At 37.9% G+C, this 21572-nt stretch carries 18 protein-coding genes and 1 tRNA gene; 2 read left to right on the forward strand and 17 right to left on the reverse strand.

Going from position 1 to position 21572, the window contains the following annotated elements:
- Positions 1 to 9: 9 nt before the first annotated feature.
- The 12 genes from L1275_RS01270 to L1275_RS01325 form a co-directional block, all read right to left on the reverse strand.
- Positions 10 to 3156 (reverse strand): efflux RND transporter permease subunit, encoded by a 3147-nt coding sequence (locus L1275_RS01270; RefSeq protein ID WP_253468891.1) that lies wholly within the window; start codon positions 3154 to 3156, stop codon positions 10 to 12.
- A gap of 11 nt (positions 3157 to 3167) precedes the next feature.
- Positions 3168 to 4277 carry an efflux RND transporter periplasmic adaptor subunit gene (locus L1275_RS01275; protein WP_253468893.1) on the reverse strand — a complete coding sequence of 370 codons (1110 nt, stop codon included), beginning with the start codon at positions 4275 to 4277 and terminating at the stop codon, positions 3168 to 3170.
- A 190-nt stretch (positions 4278 to 4467) separates the two neighbouring features.
- Positions 4468 to 5364, reverse strand: a complete 897-nt coding sequence (locus tag L1275_RS01280) for an AraC family transcriptional regulator (protein WP_253468895.1) — start codon at positions 5362 to 5364, stop codon at positions 4468 to 4470.
- Positions 5365 to 5576: 212 nt separating this feature from the next.
- The gene (locus L1275_RS01285; RefSeq protein ID WP_253468897.1) at positions 5577 to 6224 is read right to left on the reverse strand and encodes an alpha/beta hydrolase; all 648 of its coding nucleotides are present in this window, start codon (positions 6222 to 6224) and stop codon (positions 5577 to 5579) included.
- A 2-nt stretch (positions 6225 to 6226) separates the two neighbouring features.
- The gene (locus L1275_RS01290) at positions 6227 to 6562 is read right to left on the reverse strand and encodes a hypothetical protein (RefSeq protein WP_253468899.1); all 336 of its coding nucleotides are present in this window, start codon (positions 6560 to 6562) and stop codon (positions 6227 to 6229) included.
- Between the two features lies 1 nt (position 6563).
- Positions 6564 to 7814, reverse strand: a complete 1251-nt coding sequence (locus L1275_RS01295; protein WP_253468901.1) for a dihydroorotase family protein — start codon at positions 7812 to 7814, stop codon at positions 6564 to 6566.
- Between the two features lie 119 nt (positions 7815 to 7933).
- The gene (locus tag L1275_RS01300) at positions 7934 to 8692 is read right to left on the reverse strand and encodes a carboxypeptidase-like regulatory domain-containing protein (protein ID WP_253468903.1); all 759 of its coding nucleotides are present in this window, start codon (positions 8690 to 8692) and stop codon (positions 7934 to 7936) included.
- Positions 8693 to 8761: 69 nt separating this feature from the next.
- Complete coding sequence (locus L1275_RS01305) at positions 8762 to 10654, reverse strand: DEAD/DEAH box helicase (protein WP_253468905.1); 1893 nt, start codon at positions 10652 to 10654, stop codon at positions 8762 to 8764.
- Positions 10655 to 10747: 93 nt separating this feature from the next.
- Positions 10748 to 11323, reverse strand: coding sequence for a non-canonical purine NTP diphosphatase (locus L1275_RS01310; protein ID WP_253468907.1), 576 nt, complete (start codon positions 11321 to 11323; stop codon positions 10748 to 10750).
- 51 nt (positions 11324 to 11374) lie between these two features.
- A complete protein-coding gene (recG, locus tag L1275_RS01315; protein WP_253468909.1) occupies positions 11375 to 13480 on the reverse strand; it encodes an ATP-dependent DNA helicase RecG in 2106 nt (701 codons plus the stop codon).
- A 180-nt stretch (positions 13481 to 13660) separates the two neighbouring features.
- On the reverse strand, positions 13661 to 14698 hold the full coding sequence (locus tag L1275_RS01320) for a cytochrome-c peroxidase (RefSeq protein WP_253468911.1): 1038 nt from the start codon (positions 14696 to 14698) through the stop codon (positions 13661 to 13663).
- Between the two features lie 215 nt (positions 14699 to 14913).
- Positions 14914 to 15486 (reverse strand): Crp/Fnr family transcriptional regulator, encoded by a 573-nt coding sequence (locus L1275_RS01325; RefSeq protein ID WP_371923410.1) that lies wholly within the window; start codon positions 15484 to 15486, stop codon positions 14914 to 14916.
- A 68-nt stretch (positions 15487 to 15554) separates the two neighbouring features.
- Here L1275_RS01325 and L1275_RS01330 point away from each other — a divergent pair, with 68 nt between their 5' ends.
- Both L1275_RS01330 and L1275_RS01335 read left to right on the forward strand, forming a co-directional pair.
- Positions 15555 to 16256 carry an HAD family hydrolase gene (locus tag L1275_RS01330; protein ID WP_253468913.1) on the forward strand — a complete coding sequence of 234 codons (702 nt, stop codon included), beginning with the start codon at positions 15555 to 15557 and terminating at the stop codon, positions 16254 to 16256.
- Between the two features lie 50 nt (positions 16257 to 16306).
- Complete coding sequence (locus L1275_RS01335) at positions 16307 to 16942, forward strand: chloramphenicol acetyltransferase (protein ID WP_253468915.1); 636 nt, start codon at positions 16307 to 16309, stop codon at positions 16940 to 16942.
- An 83-nt stretch (positions 16943 to 17025) separates the two neighbouring features.
- Here the strand turns inward: L1275_RS01335 and L1275_RS01340 are convergent.
- From L1275_RS01340 to L1275_RS01360, 5 genes are all read right to left on the reverse strand, one after another.
- A tRNA-Val gene (locus tag L1275_RS01340) sits at positions 17026 to 17103 on the reverse strand.
- A 70-nt stretch (positions 17104 to 17173) separates the two neighbouring features.
- Positions 17174 to 17548: a DUF4258 domain-containing protein gene (locus L1275_RS01345; RefSeq protein ID WP_253468917.1), complete on the reverse strand. Its 375-nt coding sequence runs from the start codon at positions 17546 to 17548 to the stop codon at positions 17174 to 17176.
- 576 nt (positions 17549 to 18124) lie between these two features.
- Positions 18125 to 19321 carry an alanine dehydrogenase gene (locus L1275_RS01350; protein ID WP_253468919.1) on the reverse strand — a complete coding sequence of 399 codons (1197 nt, stop codon included), beginning with the start codon at positions 19319 to 19321 and terminating at the stop codon, positions 18125 to 18127.
- Between the two features lie 6 nt (positions 19322 to 19327).
- Positions 19328 to 19747 (reverse strand): tRNA (adenosine(37)-N6)-threonylcarbamoyltransferase complex ATPase subunit type 1 TsaE, encoded by a 420-nt coding sequence (gene tsaE, locus L1275_RS01355; protein ID WP_253468921.1) that lies wholly within the window; start codon positions 19745 to 19747, stop codon positions 19328 to 19330.
- 4 nt (positions 19748 to 19751) lie between these two features.
- Positions 19752 to 21302: a PglZ domain-containing protein gene (locus L1275_RS01360; protein ID WP_253468923.1), complete on the reverse strand. Its 1551-nt coding sequence runs from the start codon at positions 21300 to 21302 to the stop codon at positions 19752 to 19754.
- Positions 21303 to 21572: the final 270 nt, after the last annotated feature.

Below are 21572 nucleotides of genomic sequence, written 5' to 3' on the forward strand. Positions count from 1 at the left end.
TATTTTGAATTAATATTCCCAATCTTCAGCGGTTACTGCTTTTCCGCTTATTTTCTCGTTGAGATGCTGAAATATCACAAATAGGACAGGAGTGATAAAAAGACCTAAGATAGTTCCAAACAACATTCCGAAAATGGCGGCATAACCGATGGAATGATTTCCTAACGCGGATGGACCTGCAACAAAAAGCAAGGGTGTTAATCCAGCTAAAAAAGCTAAGGATGTCATCAATATAGGTCGTAAACGTGCCTTGGCTCCCTCGACAGCAGAAGCAACAATACTTTTGCCCGAACGTCGCCTTTGAATAGCAAATTCCACTATCAAAATTCCGTTTTTAGCCAACAATCCAATGAGCATAATCATCGCTATTTGTACATATATATTATTGGAAATTTCGGCAAATGTTATACCTATAAAAACCCCGCTTAAACCTATGGGAATCGCTATCAGTACCGAGAAGGGTAAAACATAACTCTCGTACTGCGCTGATAATAAAAAGTAGACAAACAAGATGCACAGGGCGAATATTAAAGTCGATTGGGCTCCCGATTTACTTTCTTCGCGGCTCATCCCTTTATAATCATGTGTATAACCTGCTGGTAACACTTGTTGGCTAACCTCTTCTATAGCGGACATGGCTTGACCTGTACTGTATCCAGGGGCAGGCATTACGGTTAGATTCGAAGAATTATATAAATTAAATCGATCTACTACCTCGGCTCCCGTTGTTTGTTTTAGAGTGACTAAGGTATTGATGGGAACCATTTCGTTTTTTGAATTTTTAACGAAAATGGCACCAAGTGATTCTTTGTCTTTACGCATTTCGGGGGTCGCTTGTACCAATACTCTATAGTATTTTCCAAAGCGATTGAAATCCGACGACTGTATACTGCCATAATATCCTTGCATAGCACTCATAACAGCTGCGACGGTGATTCCCAATTGAGCCGCTTTTGTCTCATCGACCAATACTTCAAATTGCGGATACGAAGCGTCAAAAGTGGTAAAAGCTACAGCGACTTCAGGGCGTTGCATCAAGGCACCCATCATCGCATAGGAAGCCTGACCTAGTTGTTGTAATTGACCGTTATTTCTGTCTTGCAATACCAATTCCATTCCGCTAGTATTGCCAAAACCGTCTACTGTCGGGGAATTTAATACGAGAAAGTTCGCTCGCTTATCATCGGATAGCGCAGCAGTTAACTGTCCGATTAAATCATTAATTTTCTTGATTTCGCCGCGCTCGTCTATTTTCTTAAGTTTAATAAAAAAGGTCGCTGAGGATGACGACATAGAGCCGCTAAATAGGTTAAGCCCGTCTACCGATATGACGTTTTCAATAGCGGGATGAGAAACCAGTTTGTTTTCGGTGTCACCAATAACCGTAGTCGTTCTGTCTTTAGATGCTCCGGGTGCTAGGTTGGCAGTAACAATAATAAAACTTTGGTCTTCATCGGGAATAAAAGCCGTCGGGGTGGTGAATGCCATCCATGCGAACAAACCTCCAAAAAGAGCAATCAACGCATAAGCGATCCATTTTTTCTTAATCAGGAATAATACTGATTTCCCGTATCTAAAGGTCAATTTATTAAAAGCAGCATTAAACCCTATGAAAAAGCGCTGCTTAAAGCTCGTTTTAAGTGGTGTATTACCTTCAATGTGTTGGTGTTTTAAGAGCAAAGCACATAATGCAGGGCTAAGTGTTAAGGCATTTATCGCTGAAATAATAATGGCGATGGCTAGGGTAAGGGCGAACTGCTGGTAAAACAAACCAATCGAACCTTGCATAAAAGCTACTGGTACAAAAACCGCAGACATAACTAAGGTGATTGAAACGATGGCTCCAGAGATTTCGTTCATCGCAGACATGGTTGCTGCTCGGGCATTGAGTTTGCGTTTTTCCATCTTGGCGTGTACTGCTTCTACCACCACTATGGCATCATCAACTACAATTCCGATAGCCAATACTAAGGCAAAAAGAGTTAATATATTGATGGAAAACCCCAGCAGGTGTATAAAGAAAAAAGTACCCAAAATCGATACGGGAACGGCTATAGCCGGTATTAAGGTAGAACGAAAATCTTGAAGAAATATAAAAACCACAAGGAAAACGAGTATAAAAGCTTCTATCAATGTAGTGATTACTTGATTGATGGATTGGTCTAGGGATTCTTTTGTTGTAAAAGGAATTTGATAGACCATTTTGTTGGGAAAAGATTTCGATAACTGTAGCATGCGTTCCTGTAGTGCAATTTGAACTTCATTGGCATTGGAACCCGACATCTGAAATACCGCCATAGTAACGGCTGGTTTTTTATCCGATTTTGAGGAAACGGTATAACTATAAGCGCCGAATTCAACGGTAGCAACATCTTTTAAACGGAGAATAGCCCCGTCGTTTAACGCTCTAACTACGATGTTTTCATATTCGTGTGATTCTGTAAATTTACCTTTATATCGCATCACATACTCCAACGATTCTGTGCTGCGTTCTCCAAATCTTCCTGGAGCTGCTTCTAAGTTTTGAGATTGTATCGCTGTCGAAATATCGGCAGGAGTGAGGTTATAAGCGTTGAGCTTTATAGGATCTAACCAAATTCGCATCGAATAATCTTTATTGCCATAGGCCATCGCATCTCCAACCCCTGCTATCCTTTTAAGCTCTGGTAGTATATTGATTTTGGCATAATTTTCCAGAAAGAGATCGTCTATGCTACCGTCTTCACTAGTGAGGGTGACCATAGCAATCATGCTGTTTTGTCTTTTTAAGGTAGTAATACCGGCTTGAATTACTTCAACGGGTAGTTGATTGGTGACTTGAGCCACTCTGTTTTGTACGTTGATAGCGGCTTGGTCGGGATCGGTACCCAATTTAAAAATAACAGTTATGGTCAGTGTTCCGTCATTACTAGATACGGAGGTGATATAATCCATATTTTCAACACCGTTAATGGCATTTTCTAAAGGCGGTGCTACAGAACGGGCTAAGGTTTCCGCATTGGCTCCAGGGTAAGTTGCCATAACCGATACGGTAGGAGGTGCGATATCTGGAAATTTGGTGATGGGCAAACTCAGCATGCCGACTATACCTAGTATAACTAAAAGTACCGAAATAACCGTGGCCAGTACAGGCCTTTTTATAATAGTTTTTAACATCTTTTGTCGTTTTATTTGGTAGTTTTAAAGTTTTGAGTTGCCGTTTTTTGAATAATCGGACTACCCGGTTGTAGTCTTTCAAATCCGCTGATTATATAGGTGTCACCCGCTTTAATTCCACCAGAAACAATATAGTTATTGCCCGATTTTCCCGCTACTTCAATAGGAAGCTGCACCGCATTACTTTGTTTATCTACAGAGAATACAAAAACTTTATCTTGCATAAATAGCGTAGATGCGATCGGTATAAGTATCACATCGTTATATTTTTGTGTAATTACTATTTTCCCAGTATTGCCACTTCTTAATAGTGATTTTGGGTTATCAAATTTGGCTCGAAGGGTGATGGAACCGGTGGTTTTATTAAATTGTCCGTCAATCGCGTCAATCTTACCGGGAAGTTCGTATTCTTGACCGTCTGCAATTAACAGTTTAACGGCAGCTATGTTGGTCAGTTTTTGTTCTAGGGTATTTCCATCATATTGATTTTGGAATCGAATATAATCCGCCTCACTTAGACTAAAATAGGCATTGATCTTACTGATGTCGGTTAAAAATGTTAAAGGGTCTTGGGTAGTTGGTGTAATTAAACTTCCCAAGCGGAAAGGTATTCTACTGATATAGCCGCTAACAGGCGCTTTGATCGTACAGAAATTCAAATTAATCTTAGACAATTCGGCTTGTGAAAGGGCACCCTTATAGATCGCTTCGGCTTGCTGCACTTGTAAGTCTGAAACAATTTTACTCTTTAATAATTCCTTTTTTCGATCAAAATCAATCTTTGCAGTAGTTAAGTTTGCCAAACTGTTGTTGTATTGTTCTCTGTAAACACTGTTTTCAATTTGAAAAAGCACTTGCCCTGCTTTTACATAGGCTCCTTCATCTATAAGAATTTTTTCGAGATACCCCGACACCTGAGGTCGGATCTCTACATTGGTCACTCCCTCTATACTAGCAGCATAGGTTTGTGTCAGTATGGCCGTGTCTTGTTTGACAACTTCAACGGGAAGTTCTGGAACAGCACCGCCATAGGCTTGTTTGGTTTGATTTTGAGTACATCCCGCTAGAAGAAGCAAGGCGAAAATAAGTCCAGCGGACTTAAAAGTAGAGAAGCGATTCATTGATTTTTGATTTAGTGATTATTTAATCGATGGCAAATTTCGATTATATAAAACCGCATGAAAAACTCATAAGTCGCTAAAATTTGTCTAGAAGTCCCCTAAAGTAATTGGGGCATTTTTCTTTGTATTGTGGTATATGTAAGACTGTAAAGCATCAAAAATGGATTAGATATGACCAAAAAGGCAAGTTTTAAAAAAGATCGTTTTTTTTGTACGCTGAAGGTGTTTTCCCCGCGTGTTTTTTAAAAAATTTACTAAAAACTGCCTGGTCAGAAAAATTCAAGATAACCGTAACTTCATTGATGCTTATTGCGGTGTTTTTAAGTAATAGTTTTGCTTCAATTAGCAATACTTGATTGATGATATCACGGGGTGTTTGTGACATGGTTTTTTTAATAACACGACTGAGATACTTTCTGGTAACAAACAATTGATCGGCATAAAATTGTACATCGTGGTGATCCTTAAAATGTGTTCGGACTAAGGAGAAAAATGTTGTAGTGAGCTCCTCTTCACGAGAGGTATTTGGCGTAAGGTTGGTTTCTTTAAAATAATTGTTTATTTCGTAAATCATCAGTGAAAAATGATGCCAAATCATTTCTGAAAAATAGTAGTGACTGCTCTCTGGTTTATTGAGTTCTTGAAGTTCTTGGATATGAAATAGCAACCGTCTAAACAGGGATTCTTTCTGATGAATTACATTGGAGGGGTTATTGGACAGGCTTTTTAGTATGTCGTTGGATTTGTAATTGTATCCCGCAACCGAAATATAATCCACGGAAAAGAAGATCTGTTTGGCTTTATAATCATCGGATATGGCATTTACTCTAAAAATTTCGGAGGGTACACAAAATAGAATATCTCCTTTGGAAAGATGATAAGCCGTTTCTTCAACGCCAATATTATAATCACAGCATCCTTCCATCACCATAATTACTCCGAAATAGTCGGCTTTATAATAGTATTCAAGTTTTAGGGATAAATTGTTATGGTTGGTGTCAAAAATAAAGTAATCTTTTGTTTTTACAATAGTGGTGAATTGCTCGATAAGCTCATTCATGGAAAGTAGCGAAATGGATTTTATCATTTTGGCGCGCTTTAGGTACAAGTCAAAAGTAGTTTATTATTTTGAAAAACCGTGTTGAAAAACAGGGCTTATCTCTGACTGTACTGTAAGTAAGTGTTTTTAATTCTTTAATCTAGACGCAGGTAGTTACAGCTTTTATACAAAGGAAAACCATCGTTATAAAAAGTATAAAACGATGGTTGTATCTATTAAAATAAGTGTGATTAGCAGTATTATTCTTTAAGTATAAATTGAAGTAAATCTTTAAAGTTCTGTGGTGCTACGCCATGTCCAACAGGGTATTCTTTATATTCAAATGGAATGTGGAGACTTTCGAGTACAGCAGGTGTTTTTCGGGCCCATTCTACAGGTACTACTTGGTCTACTGAGCCGTGAGATACAAAAAATCGCAATTTAGACAAATCGTTGTTTCTATAATCTGGGGCTACGATATTTGGATTAAAGTAACCACTTAAGGCAATGGTCTTATCGATTTTTTCAGGATAGGACAGGGATACGGCATAACTCAAAATCGCTCCTTGGCTAAACCCAAGTAGGCTTACTTTGTGCGCATCTATAGGGTATTGGGCAATCATTTCGTCAATGAATTGCACGATTAAATCGCGAGAAGTAATCGCTTGTTGGTCGTCGGAAAATTTGTTCTGATCGGCGTCAAAGTTGATTGCGTACCAAGCATTGCCATAAGGAGGCAAAGGGTAGGGTGCGCGCACTGAAATCACATAATGTGTTTTAGGTAATTCTGAGGCAAAGGAAAACAGGTCTTCCTCATTACTTCCATAGCCGTGTAACAACAACAGCATGGGATTTTTTTCTAAAATAACTTCGGGTTCACGAACCAAATAAAATAGGGAATGACTCATAATTATGCGGATAAATTTTTAAACCAGATTTGAAATTTAGGACCTAAAACCGGAACGGTATGGTAGATTCCCTGTAAAACTCCGATAAAACTATAGGTCCAAAAAATAAAGATAAATAAGAAGAAAGCGCTAGAAATCATCCAACTATCAAAATAACCGATAAAGTAAGCCAGTGCATAAAAAACGATATGGATTCCGAAAGCTTGTTTAATATAAAAACCGGCAAAAGTATTGCGGGGTTCCTGATTCATAAAAATAGCGATGATGGCACCTATTATGGTAAAGTGTGCAATAATGGCTGTCGTTTTTCCTTCAGTAGGTATTTTTTTTGTTTCCAATTTATTTTAAAATTAATTGATTTTGATTAAAGATTCCATACACATTTCCTTGGATTGCATGGTTTAAGAAAATCGAATTTTTCGATTTTGATAAAATATCTGCTTCGGTGAATGTACTGTGCTGTTTCGGGCTAAATAGCGTTAAACAAGCCGTTTGACCGACATTGATGCTGTTGCTTGGAATCTTAAAAATGTTTTTAGCAGCAGTTAATTTTTCGACGATTACTTCTAAGGGTAAAACCGTTACTAAGGCACCAAATATGCTTTCCAGACCGATAGTTCCGTTAGAGGCGTTATCGAATTCTAATTTTTTATGCTCGATATCGAGTGGATTGTGATCAGAAGTGATGCAATCGATTGTGCCGTCTAGTACTGCTTCAATCAAGGCCTGTCTATGACTCTCATCTCTCAATGGGGGTGTTACTTTGTAACGGGTATCAAAATCCCTTAAGGTTTCGTCATTGAGTACCAGGTGATGAGCGGATACGCTACAAGTTACCTGCAATCCTTTCGCCTTAGCTTCGCGAATTAAATGCACACCATTTTTAGTAGATACCGTAGGTATGTGCATTTTACCGCCTGTATACTCAAGAATATATAAATTTCTGGCTATTTGTAGTTCTTCTGCTAAAGCGGGGATTCCCTTTAGTCCCAGTTGAATGCTAACCGCTCCTTCGTGTACCACACCGCTTCCTTTGATGTCTTGATCTTGGGAATAGGCGATGACTAGAGCGTCAAAGTCCTGAGCGTACTGAAGTGCAATTTTGAGAAGGTTGCTGTTTTTTTGAGATTTGTTATAATCTCCAAAAGCGATGGCACCAGCGTTTTGCATATCGTAAAGTTCGGCCATATCTAAACCTTCGGATTTCTTGGTCAGTGCACCTATTGGGAAAACTTCAGTAGCAGCAGCTGCAGTTTTTTGTTTGATAAAGCTGACGATACTTTGGGTATCGGTAACTGGGTTGGTATTGGGTTGTACTGCTATATGTGTAAAGCCGCTTTTAGCAGCAACATGAAGACCGTTTTTTAAGGTTTCGCGTTCCTCGTATCCCGGTTCTCCAAATGAAACGGAGCTATCCATCCATCCTGGAGATACATGTAGATCATCCAATTCGATTTCGGTAAAATCCTTAGCAGTGATGTTGTTATCTATAGCAATTATTCGGTTGTTTTGAATTTGAACATCGGCTATTTGAAGGTGAAAGGGACTTTCGGAATCAATGATTTTAGCTTTTTTTAGAATGATATTCATTTTTATGCGGTCTAGATTAGAAGTTAATATTTGATGTGGTGTTTGCTTTACAAAAATAAGCCTATTTTCAAACTAAAACAGGGCTAGGTAAAATAATTGCTAAAAAAAATGCATCCTGATTAAAGGGATGCATTGGATTTGGATTTTGACAACACCCGAGCTTGATCATAACATTCGTTTAACGCGATATAGATTTGATAGTCGGTAGCGGTATAGATAAACTGATCGGAATTGTTGCAACCCTGTAGGGTTTTGACAATATCATCTTTGGTGATACCTAATAGCCCACAAATGGTTTCCCGGTCATAACGCGATTGCAGTAGTGCAATCATGTTTTGATCTTCTTTAATAGCGCTAATCTTCTTTAAATTAGAAGATTTTCCTTTAAATAAGTTGTAGACCGCATCAACAGGACTGAAAAAAGTTCCAATCGGTGATGTGAAATAAGCGTGTTCATTGTTTCGACGAAAACGGTTAAACTCCATTTTGTCGTTAAGGGTAATTAATTTGGTATCTGCTTCTAGGAATCCGGTAAGGTTGTAACGGTGGATGACAATCTCGTTCATTTCAATCGATTTCTCGGTCAAATAAACTTTTAAACGATCGTCGTTTAACCAGTCGTTGGTCACGCGAATTTTAATAGAGAGATATCCCGGATAAGAAAAGTGAATCGAGTCATTGAGTACCGCTTCGATCTTAAAGGAACCATCCGCATTGGTGGTAGTACCTTTGACCTTAGTCAGGTTAATAACGTTCACATCTTCAATAGGAAGAAAAGAAATGTCGTTGAGTACCGTACCTTTGATTATTGCCTTTTGTTGTGCAAAACTAGTGGTTGCGGTAACGACTAAAAATAGAAAAACTGTAAAATATCGCATGTTATAAAAGATTGCTCTAAAATAATGGATATTTTACAGTTTGGAGTATTATTTTGTAAAAATTAACAATTAACTTCTACGAGGTCTTCTAGCAAAGCCACCACCGGTGCTACTTCCGCTATCAGATCTTCTTCCGCTGCCGCTACTGCTGCTTCTTTCGTTTCTTGGTTGACGATCTCTATCTGAAGAGAAACCTCCTCTATATGAAGAAGATGAAGAAGATCTTCTTTCTCCACCACCATTAGATGAACGGAATCCACCACCACCGCTGCTTCTGCGTTCACCGCCTCCGCTACGACCGTTATGGTCTCTTCTTGAACTTCCACCTCTTGATCCACCACCTTCATTTTTAGAAATCTCAACATTGACTCTACGGCCTTCATGTTCAAATCCATTCAAAATATCCATTACTTTGTCAGAATGCTCTGCTTCCGTATTAAAGAAAGAGAAACCTTCTTTAACGTCTACTTTAAATAAATCATCTTTTCCTAAATCTAAAGTTTCACGTAAGAAATCTTTAAGACTCATCCAGTCAAAATTGTCTCTAGTACCTAAGTTAACGAAGAATCTAGTAGACGATCCATTATCTGTATAGTTTGAAGCTGATTGACTGCTACGCTCACGGTCATTAGACGATGATTGTTGAGAAATATTGTTTGCTTTTTTGTAGTAGTTTAAGAAACGATTAAATTCAACTGAAATCATTTTCTTAATTACATCTTCTTTTGAAAGATCTTTCATCACTTCGTAAATAGCTGGAAGATAAGTTTCGATTTCAGAATCTACTTCTACATCTTTAATCTTATTAGCTAAGTGAAACAATTGAACTTCACAAATTTCAATACCTGAAGGAACTGGTTTCTCTTCAAATTTTTGTTTGATGATACGTTCAATTTGCGAGATTTTTCTCAACTCACTTTTAGTGATGATTACTAAAGAAGTACCAGATTTACCAGCACGTCCCGTTCTTCCACTACGGTGAGTATAAGTTTCAATCTCATCAGGTAATTGGTAGTTGATTACGTGAGTAATATCATCTACGTCAATACCACGAGCAGCAACATCAGTTGCTACTAACATTTGAATTTGTTTACCACGGAATGATTTCATTACGCCGTCGCGTTGTGCTTGAGATAAATCTCCATGTAAAGCAGCCGCGTTGTAGCCATCTTCTACCAATTTCTCGGCTATGGCTTGGGTGTCGCGTTTTGTTCTACAAAACACAACAGAAAAAATGTCTGGATTAGCATCCGCTAAACGTTTCAAAGCTGCATAACGATCTCTAGCTCCTACCAAGAAAAACTCATGGCTGATATTGGCGGAACCTTGATTTTTGTGACCTACAGTAATCTCTGCAGGATTTGTCATGAACTCTTTTGCAATTCTTGAAACCTCAATAGGCATGGTTGCAGAAAATAACCAAGTGTTTTTGTCGTCTGGAGTATCAGATAAAATAGAAGTAATGTCTTCATAGAATCCCATGTTTAACATTTCATCTGCCTCATCTAGTACACAAAACCGAATGTTTTTAATGTTAATCATACCACGATTAATCATGTCTTGCAATCTTCCAGGAGTGGCGATAATAATTTGCGCCCCTCTCTTTACATCTCTAGCTTGTTCTGTAATACTTGCACCACCATAAACAGCTACGGAGTGTAAACCTTTTACGTATTTCGAGTATTGTTTGATTTCATTCGCAATTTGCAAGCATAATTCTCTCGTTGGAGATAGAATGATACCTTGCGTTTGCTTGTCATCAACGTTGATTTTTTGAATTAGAGGAAAACCAAAAGCTGCGGTTTTCCCAGTCCCAGTTTGGGCTAACGCAACTATGTCAGTATTTTTTTCTAATAATAAGGGAATCGCTTTTTCCTGCACTTCAGACGGATTTTCAAATCCTAGATCTTTAATCGCCAGCAATAGCGACTCATTTAATCCTAATTGTTCGAATTTATTCATATAAAATTTAAAATAGCGACAAAGATACTGCAATTTCGTCAAAAACAATACATCTGGAACTATTATTAATATTATTTTTATATAGAATTTAATTTATTGGCTTTTCAGAAAGCGAATTAATTCAGCAACGGCTTTACCGCGATGGCTCATTTGATTTTTTTCAGCCATGCTTATTTCAGCAAAAGTTTTTTCCATCCCAAGGGCTTTAAAGACAGGGTCGTATCCGAATCCAGAGTCGCCATTTCGCGAATCCATAATCTCACCGTCGACAATTCCTGTGAATAATTTTAGCTCCCCTTTCCAATGTAAAGCAATAACCGTTTTAAAGTTCGCACTGCGGTTTGTCGATCCGTTTAATTCCTCTAACAATTTGTCTATATTGTCAGAATCGTTCCTTTGTGGGCCTGCGTATCGTGCAGAATATACACCCGGTGCTCCGTTTAATGCATCGACTTCTAAACCGCTATCGTCGGCAAAACAGTCATAACCGTAGTGACGTTTGATGAAATCGGCTTTTTGAATTGCATTGCCTTCTATGGTATCCGAAGTCTCGGGTATGTCGATAACACAACCGATATCTTCTAAACTGAGGATTTCTATGCTATCCGGCAATTGGTTTTTGATCTCCGCTATTTTGTTTTTGTTGTTTGAAGCAAATATGAGTTTCATGTTGTTGCGTTTTTTTAGTAAATCAAAGTTCTTATATAAGGAATAAGGTAGTTAACTGATGTAATTCCAAATCGAACTCTTCTTGGATAATTCAATAAGTTGCGTTTTTAAGAATTGATTTTCTGATAGTTCTAGTTTGGGATCAGCTTTTAGTAAGATGATCGCATGATGACGGGCCAATTGAAGGATATCCTGATCTCGTACCAAATCGGCAATTCGCAGAGCCATCACACCGCTTTGTTGTTTTCCCATCAGGTCTCCCGGGCCTCGTAATTTTAAATCGACCTCAGAAATTTCAAAACCGTCGTTGGTTCTACACATGGTTTCCATCCTTATTTTGGAATCGTTGCTCAATTTTGAACCGGTCATTAATATACAATAGCTTTGTTCAGCGCCCCGACCAACTCGGCCGCGCAATTGGTGTAATTGAGACAGCCCAAAGCGCTCGGCACTTTCTATGATCATCACGCTGGCATTGGGAACGTTTACCCCAACTTCGATTACCGTAGTGGCTACCATAATATTGGTTTGCCCTTGGGCAAATCGTTCCATTTCGCGATCTTTCTCTGCTGGTGTCATTTGACCGTGAACGATACTAATGCTGTATTCAGGTAATGGGAAATCTCTCGAAATACCTTCGTAACCTTCCATAAGGTTTTTGTAATCCAAAGTTTCACTATCCTGAATCAACGGATAAACGATATAAATTTGACGACCTTTGGCAATCTCGTCTTTGATAAAACGCCAAACGCTGAGTCGTTTTCCTTCAAAACGATGTACGGTTTGTATCGGTTTACGACCTGGTGGCAACTCATCAATAACAGAAATATCTAAATCTCCGTACAAGCTCATGGCTAAAGTACGGGGGATAGGGGTGGCTGTCATGACCAATATATGTGGTGGAATGGTGTTTTTTTTCCATAATTTGGAACGTTGCTCAACACCAAATCGGTGTTGCTCATCGATAATAGCCAAACCTAAATTCTTGAATTTTACTTTGTCTTCAAATAGGGCATGGGTGCCGATTAGAATTTGCAGTTCACCGGATTCCAAGTCGTTGTGAATAAGTCGACGCTCTGCTGTTTTACTAGATCCGGTAAGTAGTTTAACTTGAATTCCCATAGGAGCTGCCAATTCGCTAATACCGACAAAATGTTGATTCGCTAAGATTTCTGTCGGTGCTACTATACATGCTTGAAAGCCGTTATCTAAAGCTAATAGCGCACTCATAAAAGCGACTATCGTTTTCCCAGAGCCGACATCTCCCTGTAGTAATCGGTTCATCTGAGCCGGATTACCGAGGTCATTGCGGATCTCCTTTAAAACTTTTTTCTGCGCATTAGTTAGTGGAAAGGGTAAGTGATTTTGATAAAAATCATTAAAATAAACACCGACCTGATCAAAGGGGAATCCTTTAATCTTGTTTTTACGCGTGACATTTTTGATCAATAACTGCAGTTGAATAAAATACAATTCCTCAAATTTTAATCGAAATTGAGCTTTGGCAAGCATTTCGGAATTTTTCGGGAAGTGTATGTTAAACAAGGCTTCGCTACGACTCATCAAATCGAGCTCCTGAACTAACGATTGTGGTAATTGATCAACAAATAGGGTATGAGTTTCAATAAAGACCTGTTGCATTAATTTATTAGCCACGCGATTGGTGATACCGCGTTGAACGAGTTTTTCGGTGGACGGATATACCGCCTGCATCGCTGAGCGTAGGTTTTTCTTGTGTTCTTCTACCAATTCTAAGTCGGGATGTGGCATAGAGAAACTGTTGTTGTAAACATTGGTTTTTCCAAAGGCGACATAGGGGGTATTGATTTGCAGAGAATCCTGTATGTATTTTGTTGCTTGAAACCAAACCAACTCAATTTGTCCAGTTCCGTCTGTGAAAGTCGCTACCAAACGTTTGCCGCGTTGTTGTCCGACTGTTTTAATATGAATGATTTTGCCTACTATTTGAACTTCACTGCTGGTTTGAATTAATTCATTGATTTTATAATAGCGGGTTCGATCCATATATCGGTTGGGATACCAATGCAGTAGATCTTTATATTTGAAAATTTGCAGTTCTTTCTTGAGTAAGTCACCTCGAGTGGGACCTACGCCTTTTAAGTACTCTATAGGTGTATCAAGAAGATTGTTTTGCATGATATAACATTATAATCGACGAAGATAAGGTTTTTGTCGATTTTCAGGAACAATTAAAAGAGATTAATCCAGTAGTCCTAAAAAAAAGCAAACAACCTATTTTGGGAAATAGGCTGTTTGCAGAATTAATAAAAACTAAAAAACAGCAAATTTATGTCAAACTTGTTTTTTTACAGGATTTTATGTCTGAGTATTAAAAGGGGATTGTTTGTCTTCTGGCGATATATCGGCATTTAAGGTCTTTAGAAAGGCGGCGATATCGCTAATTTGTTCCGTTGTTAAATCGACGTTATTTTGTGCTTTGGCCATTATTTTAATAACTTTTTCAAGGGATTCCACTGACCCATCGTGCAGATATGGTGCTGTTTGAGCCACATTGCGCAGTCCCGGTACCTTAAAGATGTATTTATCGGCTTCTTTCTGAGTAAGGTCATACAAACCATTATCGATCTTGTCGCAGTTGGTTAAGGACCAATAATCGGTGTACACTCCGAATTTTTGCATGATTTGACCTCCTACGGCAATTCCGTTATGGCAAGTGATGCATCCGGTATCCATAAATGTTGTGAGTCCTCGTTTTTCTTGGTCGTTAAATGCGGTTTCGTCACCGTCCAGGTATTCGTCAAAACGACTGCTGGGGTTTAATTTTCTTTCAAAAGCACCGATGGCTTTGGTGATGTTGTTATAGGTAATGGGGTCGGGAGTGTCGGGATATACTTTGCTAAACCATTTTTGATACAGTTCGATTTGCTTTAGTTTGTCTACCAAATATTGTTCGTTCGGTATATTGTGTTCTATAGGATTGAGTATCGGTCCTCCGGCTTGTTCTTCGACATCCTTTGCACGACCATCCCAGAATTGCATCTGATGCAGTGAAGCGTAAAATACAGTAGGGGAGTTTCGGGCGCCAAAGGTACCGTTGTCTCCAGGAGAGGTGGCTAAATTGTCCACGCCAAAGGTATTTAGGTCATGGCACGAATTGCAACTGATGTTTTCTTTTTTGGATAAACGTTTGTCAAAATATAGCATTTTTCCAAGTTGAGCCTCATTGGGTTGAATCTCTTCGTAATCTTTCGCTTTGATTGATTTAAAATAGGTGGTAGCTTTTTCTAGTAATTCTGACTTTGGAACGGAATTTTTTGGATCAAAAGAACTGTCCTTCTCTTTTTTACAAGAAACCGAAACTACTAGTAAACTGAAAAATAGCAATTGTTTCATCTTAACTTAGGTATACATTTATTTTCTAAGTGATAAAATTAAAGAAACATCTATTTTTAAATTATAACATTTATCATGTTAAAATTATAATTTTTGATGCATAATATTTTTTATATTGTGATTTTTTATTATATTACAGTATATGGAGTTACAGGAAAATAGCTAACGGCTTATATGGCGCTAAGTTTTTTTGATGTTTATTTAGAGTTGAGTGTCTACGGTTTTAAATTTTTTAAGCCGCGATTTAAAGTTCGAATGGAAACTCCTAAGTAGGCTGCTAGATCGTCTTTAGATATCGAAATATTTTGCTGTTTCTGAATTTCTAATAATTTGTTTAAATTGTGTTCAACGGTATAAAGTTGTTGGTAGGACGCGCGACTTGCTGTGTTGACTATCCGCTCTGAAAAGGCGAAAAGCAACAAATTGTTGAGTTGTAGGTCTTCTTGAATCAGTTTTTGGAAATAAGGAATCGAAAAGGCATAAGTAGTTACTGTAGTTAGTGCCTCAATGGTACACAGACAAGGAATTTTTTGAAAATACTCTATTTCGCCGATGACTTCGCCTTGTCCTAAAAATTCTAAAATATATTCCTTGCCATTATTTTCAGTAAAATAACACTTGGTAATGCCCTCTTTGATCAACATAATTTTAGAGGTAGGTTCATTTTGTAAGAATATTCTATCTCCGGGATTATAGTGTTTTATAATAATATTTTCTTTACGTTGCTGTTGCTCGTAGATTTTCTGCACATAAAGCAGAAAAGAGTCGTTGGTTCTTAACATAGTCATCTGGGACAAATGTCCTTTATTAGATTAGTATATTTTGTGAATTTAGCCTTTTTAAAAGTACAAAAATAATGAAGAGTAAAATAAAAACAATCGCTTTTGATGGGGACGATACGCTTTGGCACAACGAGACTTATTTTCAGCAAGCAGAACTAGCGTTTTGTGATTTGTTGGCTGATTATATGGATCAAAGTGAAGTGTCCAAAATATTACTGTCGATAGAAGTAAAAAATTTACCACTGTACGGATATGGTGTTAAAGGTTTTGTATTGTGTATGATAGAAGCTGCTAATAAAATATCTAATTTTTCTGTCAGTGGTGAATCTATTGGTCGAATAGTGGAAATCGGTCAGGATTTATTGAATAAGCCCACAATGTTGTTAGACGGAGTACAGGAAAGCCTTGATCAACTTCAACCAAATTATCGTTTAGTTTTGGCAACCAAAGGAGATTTGCTCGATCAGCAAAGCAAATTAAAAAAATCTGGATTAGGAGCTTATTTTGATCATGTAGAAATTATGAGTAATAAACGCGTTGATGATTATCAGAAGTTATTAAAGCAATTGAACTGCCAACCTGAAAGCTTCTTGATGGTAGGAAATTCTCTGAGGTCAGATATTCAACCAGTATTGGCATTGGGCAGTTCGACTGTTTATATTCCTTATCATATCACTTGGGCGCATGAGGAACAAGGTGTGTCAGATCATTTTTTTGATGAATTGAAGTCCTTTAAAATTAGTGAAGTCATCGAAATATTGCCCTTTTTGATTTAGATGATCAATCAACACAGTAAGTAATAATACGTTTTAATATACAATAAATCATGAAAAAATTATTAAATATGGAATTGTGGAATCGAAAGGAGCACTTTCTTTTTTTTAAGCAATTCGACGAACCTTTTTTTGGCATTACGGTTGTTATTGATTGCACAGTGGCCTATAAACACGCTAAGGAGCACAACATGTCTTTCTTTCTGTATTACCTCTATCGAGCGTTAAAAGCAGCTAATACTATCGAAAATTTTCGCTATAGGATTTTGGATGAACAAGTTTTCGTTTATGATTATACGCATGCATCTCCTACAATAAATAGGGCAAATAAAACTTTTGGATTTGCTTATTTTGATTTTAACATAGATGAACAACTTTTTATAAAAAACGCTTTAATGGAAATTGGTCGGGTGCAGATTTCAAATGATTTAATGCCTGCAACATCTGGGGAAAACGTTATACATTTTTCGGCATTACCTTGGTTGAATTTTAGTGCATTGTCGCATGCGCGCAGTTTTTCACATAGAGACAGTGCTCCCAAAATATCGTTTGGTAAATTGACTGACTCTTCGAACGTCAAGCAAATGTCTGTTTCAATACATGTACATCACGCTTTGATGGATGCGTATCATGTAGCACAATTTGTAGAGGTGTTTCAAAATTTAATGAACGAAGGTAAAGTGGGATAGAGATATGAAGAACCGTTTAGTTTTTTTTTTTGAAAGTCAACGGCATAAAAAAAGGACAAAGAAGAAAAATTCTTTGTCCTTAATGGTGGGCGATGAGGGATTCGAACCCCCGACCCTCTCGGTGTAAACGAGATGCTCTGAACCAACTGAGCTAATCGCCCTTGTGTATCCTTGAATACGAGTACAAATATACGCTAAAAATCATATTCTGCAAGGGATTGCCGAAAAAAATTAATCTTTTCTTACATCTTTTAAGACCACCTTATCGTCGTAATTAATCATTTCAACGGTAATCGGCTCATTTTTAGTATTCTTTCCCTTGATAACGTAGATCTTTCCGTTTTCAAAATTTTTCTTACTATTTTCAAAATCAACTTTTCCATAGGTCAAACAGTTTCTAACATCGTCAATGTTTACCCAATCTTCTTTTAGTTCTTGTTCTGCACTAGCAGATAACATCAAAGGTTTGGTTCGTAAATCCTGTAAAACACGACAATTTGGCAAATAACAAAAAGTGGTTTTTTTCTGCCCAAATACAAAAACTAAAAAAAGCCCCCCAATTAAAAAACCAAATAAATAGTATGCTAAACGCTGTGTGAATTTCATGTTGAATTGTTTTGTGCAAAATTAGCAATTCAGAATTGGAAAACTAAGGTATTTTTGGAAAATTATTCTTTTAAGCCTATTCGCTGATACATCTATATGCTGATATGCTGATGGGCTGATGGGCGAATAGGCTTTTACGCTGATACGTCTATACGCGGATGGGCTGATACGCGGATGGGCTGATACGCGGATATGCGAATAGATTGAATGGCAGATCCTTTTTACGAGTAAGGGCGAATACGCGTATATGCGAATGTGCAAATAGGTTTTTACGCTGATACGTCTATACGCGGATGGGCTGATACGCGGATATGCGAATAGATTGAATGGCAGATCCTTTTTACGAGTAAGGGCGAATACGCGTATATGCGAATGTGCATATAGGCTTTTATACGCGGATATGCGAATAGATTGAATGGCTGTTCCATTTTTATGTGTAAGGGTGAATGGGCGTATATGCGAATGGACATATAGGCTTATCTGGGGATAAGTTAGAAGTCTGATCCTTTTTTACGAGTAAGGGCGAATACGCGTATATGCGAATGGGCCTATAGGCTTAAGAGCAATAGGCTAACATCAAAACATAAACAAACCAATATCCTTATATTCCAAATCATACCAATCCGCAACGGATTTATGAGTGATCAATCCTTTGTAAACATAAATTCCACTGCGGATGATGGATTCATACGTGATGGCTTGTTCAAGCGTACCGCTTTCTGCAAAATCTATAATAAAAGGCGTAATAATATTACTGATAGACATCGATGCTGTTTTGGAATAACGAGACGTTATGTTTGGCACGCCGTAATGCACCACACCGCTTTTGATAACGATTGGATTTTCATGGGTAGTTATCTCGGAGGTTTCAAAGCAACCGCCGGTATCGATACAGACATCCATAATAATAGCACCTTGTTTCATATGGTCAACCATCGCTTCGGAAACCACAATTGGAGAACGGTGTTTACCGCGAATCGCTCCAATGGCTACATCGCAACGCATCAAGGCTTTTTGCAATAGTTTTTCCTGTATGGTTGAAGTGAATATTCGATAGGGTAAATTGTTTTGTAGTCGTTTTAGTTTTTCAATGGAATTGTCAAATACCTTGACATTAGCGCCGAGTCCTATAGCGGCTCTGGCGGCAAATTCCGCGACGATGCCCGCTCCAATAATCACTACTTCCGTTGGAGGTACGCCGGTGATGTTTCCAAACAGCAATCCCTTCCCGTTTTTTAACGAAGTCATCAGTTCTGCTGCAATTAATACGGATGAAGTACCTGCTATTTCACTTAAAGCGTGTACCGCAGGAAGCGAGCCGTTTTTGTCTTTCATAAAGTCAAAGGCTAGCGCGGTGATCTTCTTATTGGATAAGGCTTCAAAATAGGGCTTACATCGCGATTTAATTTGGATGGTCGACCAAAGACAACTACCCGGTATCATCCATTCGATTTGCTCGAAAGTAGGAGGAACCACCTTGATAATCATCGGACAGGAAAATACCTTTTTGGTGTCTTTAGTGATTTCTGCCCCAGCTTTACTGTATTCTAAATCAGAATAATTGGATGCCTCACCAGCGCCCGATTCAATTAAAACCCGATGACCATAAGAAGCCAGAGTATGAACCGATTCGGGAGTCAAACAAATTCGCTTTTCATTTTTGATATCCTCTTTTGGAACACCTATAAATAGCGAAGATTTTGACTTTTGTACCAATAATCGTTCTTCCTGCGGGATTAATTCGTGTGAAGAAAAGGGTGTGGTTATAGCCATGGCAAATTAATTTAATCGATTTTTTAAAGTTATTTTTCGCTGCCCATCCGCTTGAAGGTCTAAATAAATCTCCGAACGAACTTCGGGTAGGAGGTCAGGCGTGTTGTCAGGCCATTCCACAAAACACCAATTTCCAGAATCAAAATATTCATCCAAGCCCATATCATAAGCTTCTTCTTCATTTTCGATACGATACAAATCAAAGTGGTACAGTATCGTTCCCTGCTTCGACTGGTATTCGTTAACTATGGAGAAGGTAGGGCTAGTCGTAGCACCTTCCACGCCCAATTGGGCTACTAATGCTTTAATAAGAGTCGTTTTTCCGACTCCCATACCCGCGTAGAATAACACCACTTTATGCAAGTTGCTCGACAACAATTCCTTGGCTACATCATCAATTTCGTGCAGTGAAAAAATCTTTTCCATCTTTTTATTTTGGATTTAGGATAATAAACGGAACAATCATTTCCTCTAACGAGATACCACCGTGTTGGTAAGTGTTTTTAAAATAGCTGACATAATAATTGTAATTATTGATGTAAGCCAGAAAGTAATCGCTCTTGGCAAAAATAAAAGAACTGCTCAAATTAATGGCTGGTAATTGTATTTTTTTAGGATCTTTAATATGATAGACATCTTTGTGTTCAAAAGTCAAACTCTTCCCGGTTTTATAACGCAAGTTTAAACTCGTGTTTTTATCGCCAATTACTTTAGAAGGATTCTTGCAGTTGATCGTTCCGTGATCAGTAGTGATGATCAGTTTAAAACCGGCAGCCTGCCCTTGTTGTATGATTTCTAAAAGCGGTGAATTTTTAAACCAACTTTGAGTTAGGGAACGGTATGCTTTATCATTTGAAGCGAGTTCTTTAATCACTTCCATCTCCGTTTTAGCATGAGATATCATATCGACAAAATTGTAAACCACCGTAACGAGTTTGTTCTCTTTTAGGGTTTTAAAATTATCGACCAGTTTTTTACCGTCTTTATAATTGGTGATTTTAAAATATTCGTGTTTGATGTCGAGGCGCAATCGTTTCAATTGCTCTGCCAAGAACTCTGCTTCATAAAGGTTTTTACCCCCCTCATCGACGTCATTTCTCCAATATTGAGGTAACTGTTGTTCCATTTGTAAAGGAGTTAATCCAGAAAAAATGGCGTTTCGTGCATACTGGGTCGCCGTTGGTAGTATGGAGTAAAAGATGTTTTCTTTAGCGGTCTTATAGTGGTTGTTGACCGTTTCCTCCAAACTTCTCCATTGGTCAAAACGCAGGTTATCAATCACTATAAAAAGTACGGGTTTTTCCCCAAGTAATTCAGGTGCCACCCATTTACGGAAAATCTGATGTGAAAAAACAGGACCTTCCTCTGGATTGTTAATCCAAGATTCATAGTTCTTCTCGACAAATTTACCGAATTGTGTATTGGCCTCTGCCTTTTGACTTTCGAGTATATCAATCAGGTTCTGATCGTCTATGTTTTCTAATTTCTGCTCCCAAAAAACCAATTTTTTATACAGATCACTCCAGTCTTCATGACTGTTAACCAACTGCATATCCATGGCTATTTTTCGAAATTCCTTTTGATAGTCCAAAGTTGTTTTTTCAGAAACCAAACGCGATACATCTAAGTTTTTCTTTAAGCTCAACAAGATCTGATTGGGGTTAACCGGTTTAATCAGGTAATCGGCTATTTTAGAACCAATCGCTTCTTCCATGATGTACTCTTCTTCACTTTTGGTGATCATGATTACGGGAATAGCTGATTTGATCGCTTTGATCTCGGAAAGGGTTTCCAAACCACTAAGGCCTGGCATATTTTCATCTAGAAAAACCACATCGAAATTGGAGTCTCGAAACAGTTCTATAGCGTCTTGTCCGTTATTTGCAGTCGTAACTGCATAGTTTTTCTTCTCTAAAAAGAGAATATGTGGTTTAAGTAGGTCGATTTCATCATCAACCCATAATATTTTTATTGTATTCATCGATTTGTCGTTCTCTGGTTTATCAGCTGCAAGTTATAGTAAAAATAGTGGAGTTTTAGGTTTGAAAAAAGCTTTTTAACAACAAGAAAAGATACTTTTTATGTGGAAAACCACATTTAGTGAAAAAAAAGTAATTTCGCTCAACCTCCCATTTTTCAAGACTTCACTGACGATTGTTGTAAAAAAAAATTCCTTTTATATTATTATTTATTATAAATATAACAATGAATTTCATAATTACAATACTTAATAATACATTTGTTGAATGTT

The organism is Flavobacterium sp. HSC-61S13 (genome assembly GCF_024171535.1).
Lineage (GTDB): Bacteria > Bacteroidota > Bacteroidia > Flavobacteriales > Flavobacteriaceae > Flavobacterium.

Excerpts from the sequence above, each read along its gene's own strand:
- L1275_RS01325 (WP_371923410.1), bottom strand. The coding sequence starts at position 15,486 with ATGACTATGTTAAGAACCAACGACTCTTTTCTGCTTTATGTGCAGAAA.
- L1275_RS01305 (WP_253468905.1), bottom strand. The coding sequence starts at position 10,654 with ATGAATAAATTCGAACAATTAGGATTAAATGAGTCGCTATTGCTGGCG.
- L1275_RS01310 (WP_253468907.1), bottom strand. The coding sequence starts at position 11,323 with ATGAAACTCATATTTGCTTCAAACAACAAAAACAAAATAGCGGAGATC.
- tsaE (WP_253468921.1), bottom strand. The coding sequence starts at position 19,747 with ATGGAAAAGATTTTTTCACTGCACGAAATTGATGATGTAGCCAAGGAA.
- L1275_RS01335 (WP_253468915.1), top strand. The coding sequence starts at position 16,307 with ATGAAAAAATTATTAAATATGGAATTGTGGAATCGAAAGGAGCACTTT.
- L1275_RS01300 (WP_253468903.1), bottom strand. The coding sequence starts at position 8,692 with ATGCGATATTTTACAGTTTTTCTATTTTTAGTCGTTACCGCAACCACT.
- L1275_RS01320 (WP_253468911.1), bottom strand. The coding sequence starts at position 14,698 with ATGAAACAATTGCTATTTTTCAGTTTACTAGTAGTTTCGGTTTCTTGT.
- L1275_RS01330 (WP_253468913.1), top strand. The coding sequence starts at position 15,555 with ATGAAGAGTAAAATAAAAACAATCGCTTTTGATGGGGACGATACGCTT.
- L1275_RS01360 (WP_253468923.1), bottom strand. The coding sequence starts at position 21,302 with ATGAATACAATAAAAATATTATGGGTTGATGATGAAATCGACCTACTT.
- L1275_RS01275 (WP_253468893.1), bottom strand. The coding sequence starts at position 4,277 with ATGAATCGCTTCTCTACTTTTAAGTCCGCTGGACTTATTTTCGCCTTG.
- L1275_RS01350 (WP_253468919.1), bottom strand. The coding sequence starts at position 19,321 with ATGGCTATAACCACACCCTTTTCTTCACACGAATTAATCCCGCAGGAA.
- L1275_RS01280 (WP_253468895.1), bottom strand. The coding sequence starts at position 5,364 with ATGATAAAATCCATTTCGCTACTTTCCATGAATGAGCTTATCGAGCAA.
- L1275_RS01270 (WP_253468891.1), bottom strand. The coding sequence starts at position 3,156 with ATGTTAAAAACTATTATAAAAAGGCCTGTACTGGCCACGGTTATTTCG.
- L1275_RS01295 (WP_253468901.1), bottom strand. The coding sequence starts at position 7,814 with ATGAATATCATTCTAAAAAAAGCTAAAATCATTGATTCCGAAAGTCCC.
- L1275_RS01345 (WP_253468917.1), bottom strand. The coding sequence starts at position 17,548 with ATGAAATTCACACAGCGTTTAGCATACTATTTATTTGGTTTTTTAATT.
- recG (WP_253468909.1), bottom strand. The coding sequence starts at position 13,480 with ATGCAAAACAATCTTCTTGATACACCTATAGAGTACTTAAAAGGCGTA.
- L1275_RS01285 (WP_253468897.1), bottom strand. The coding sequence starts at position 6,224 with ATGAGTCATTCCCTATTTTATTTGGTTCGTGAACCCGAAGTTATTTTA.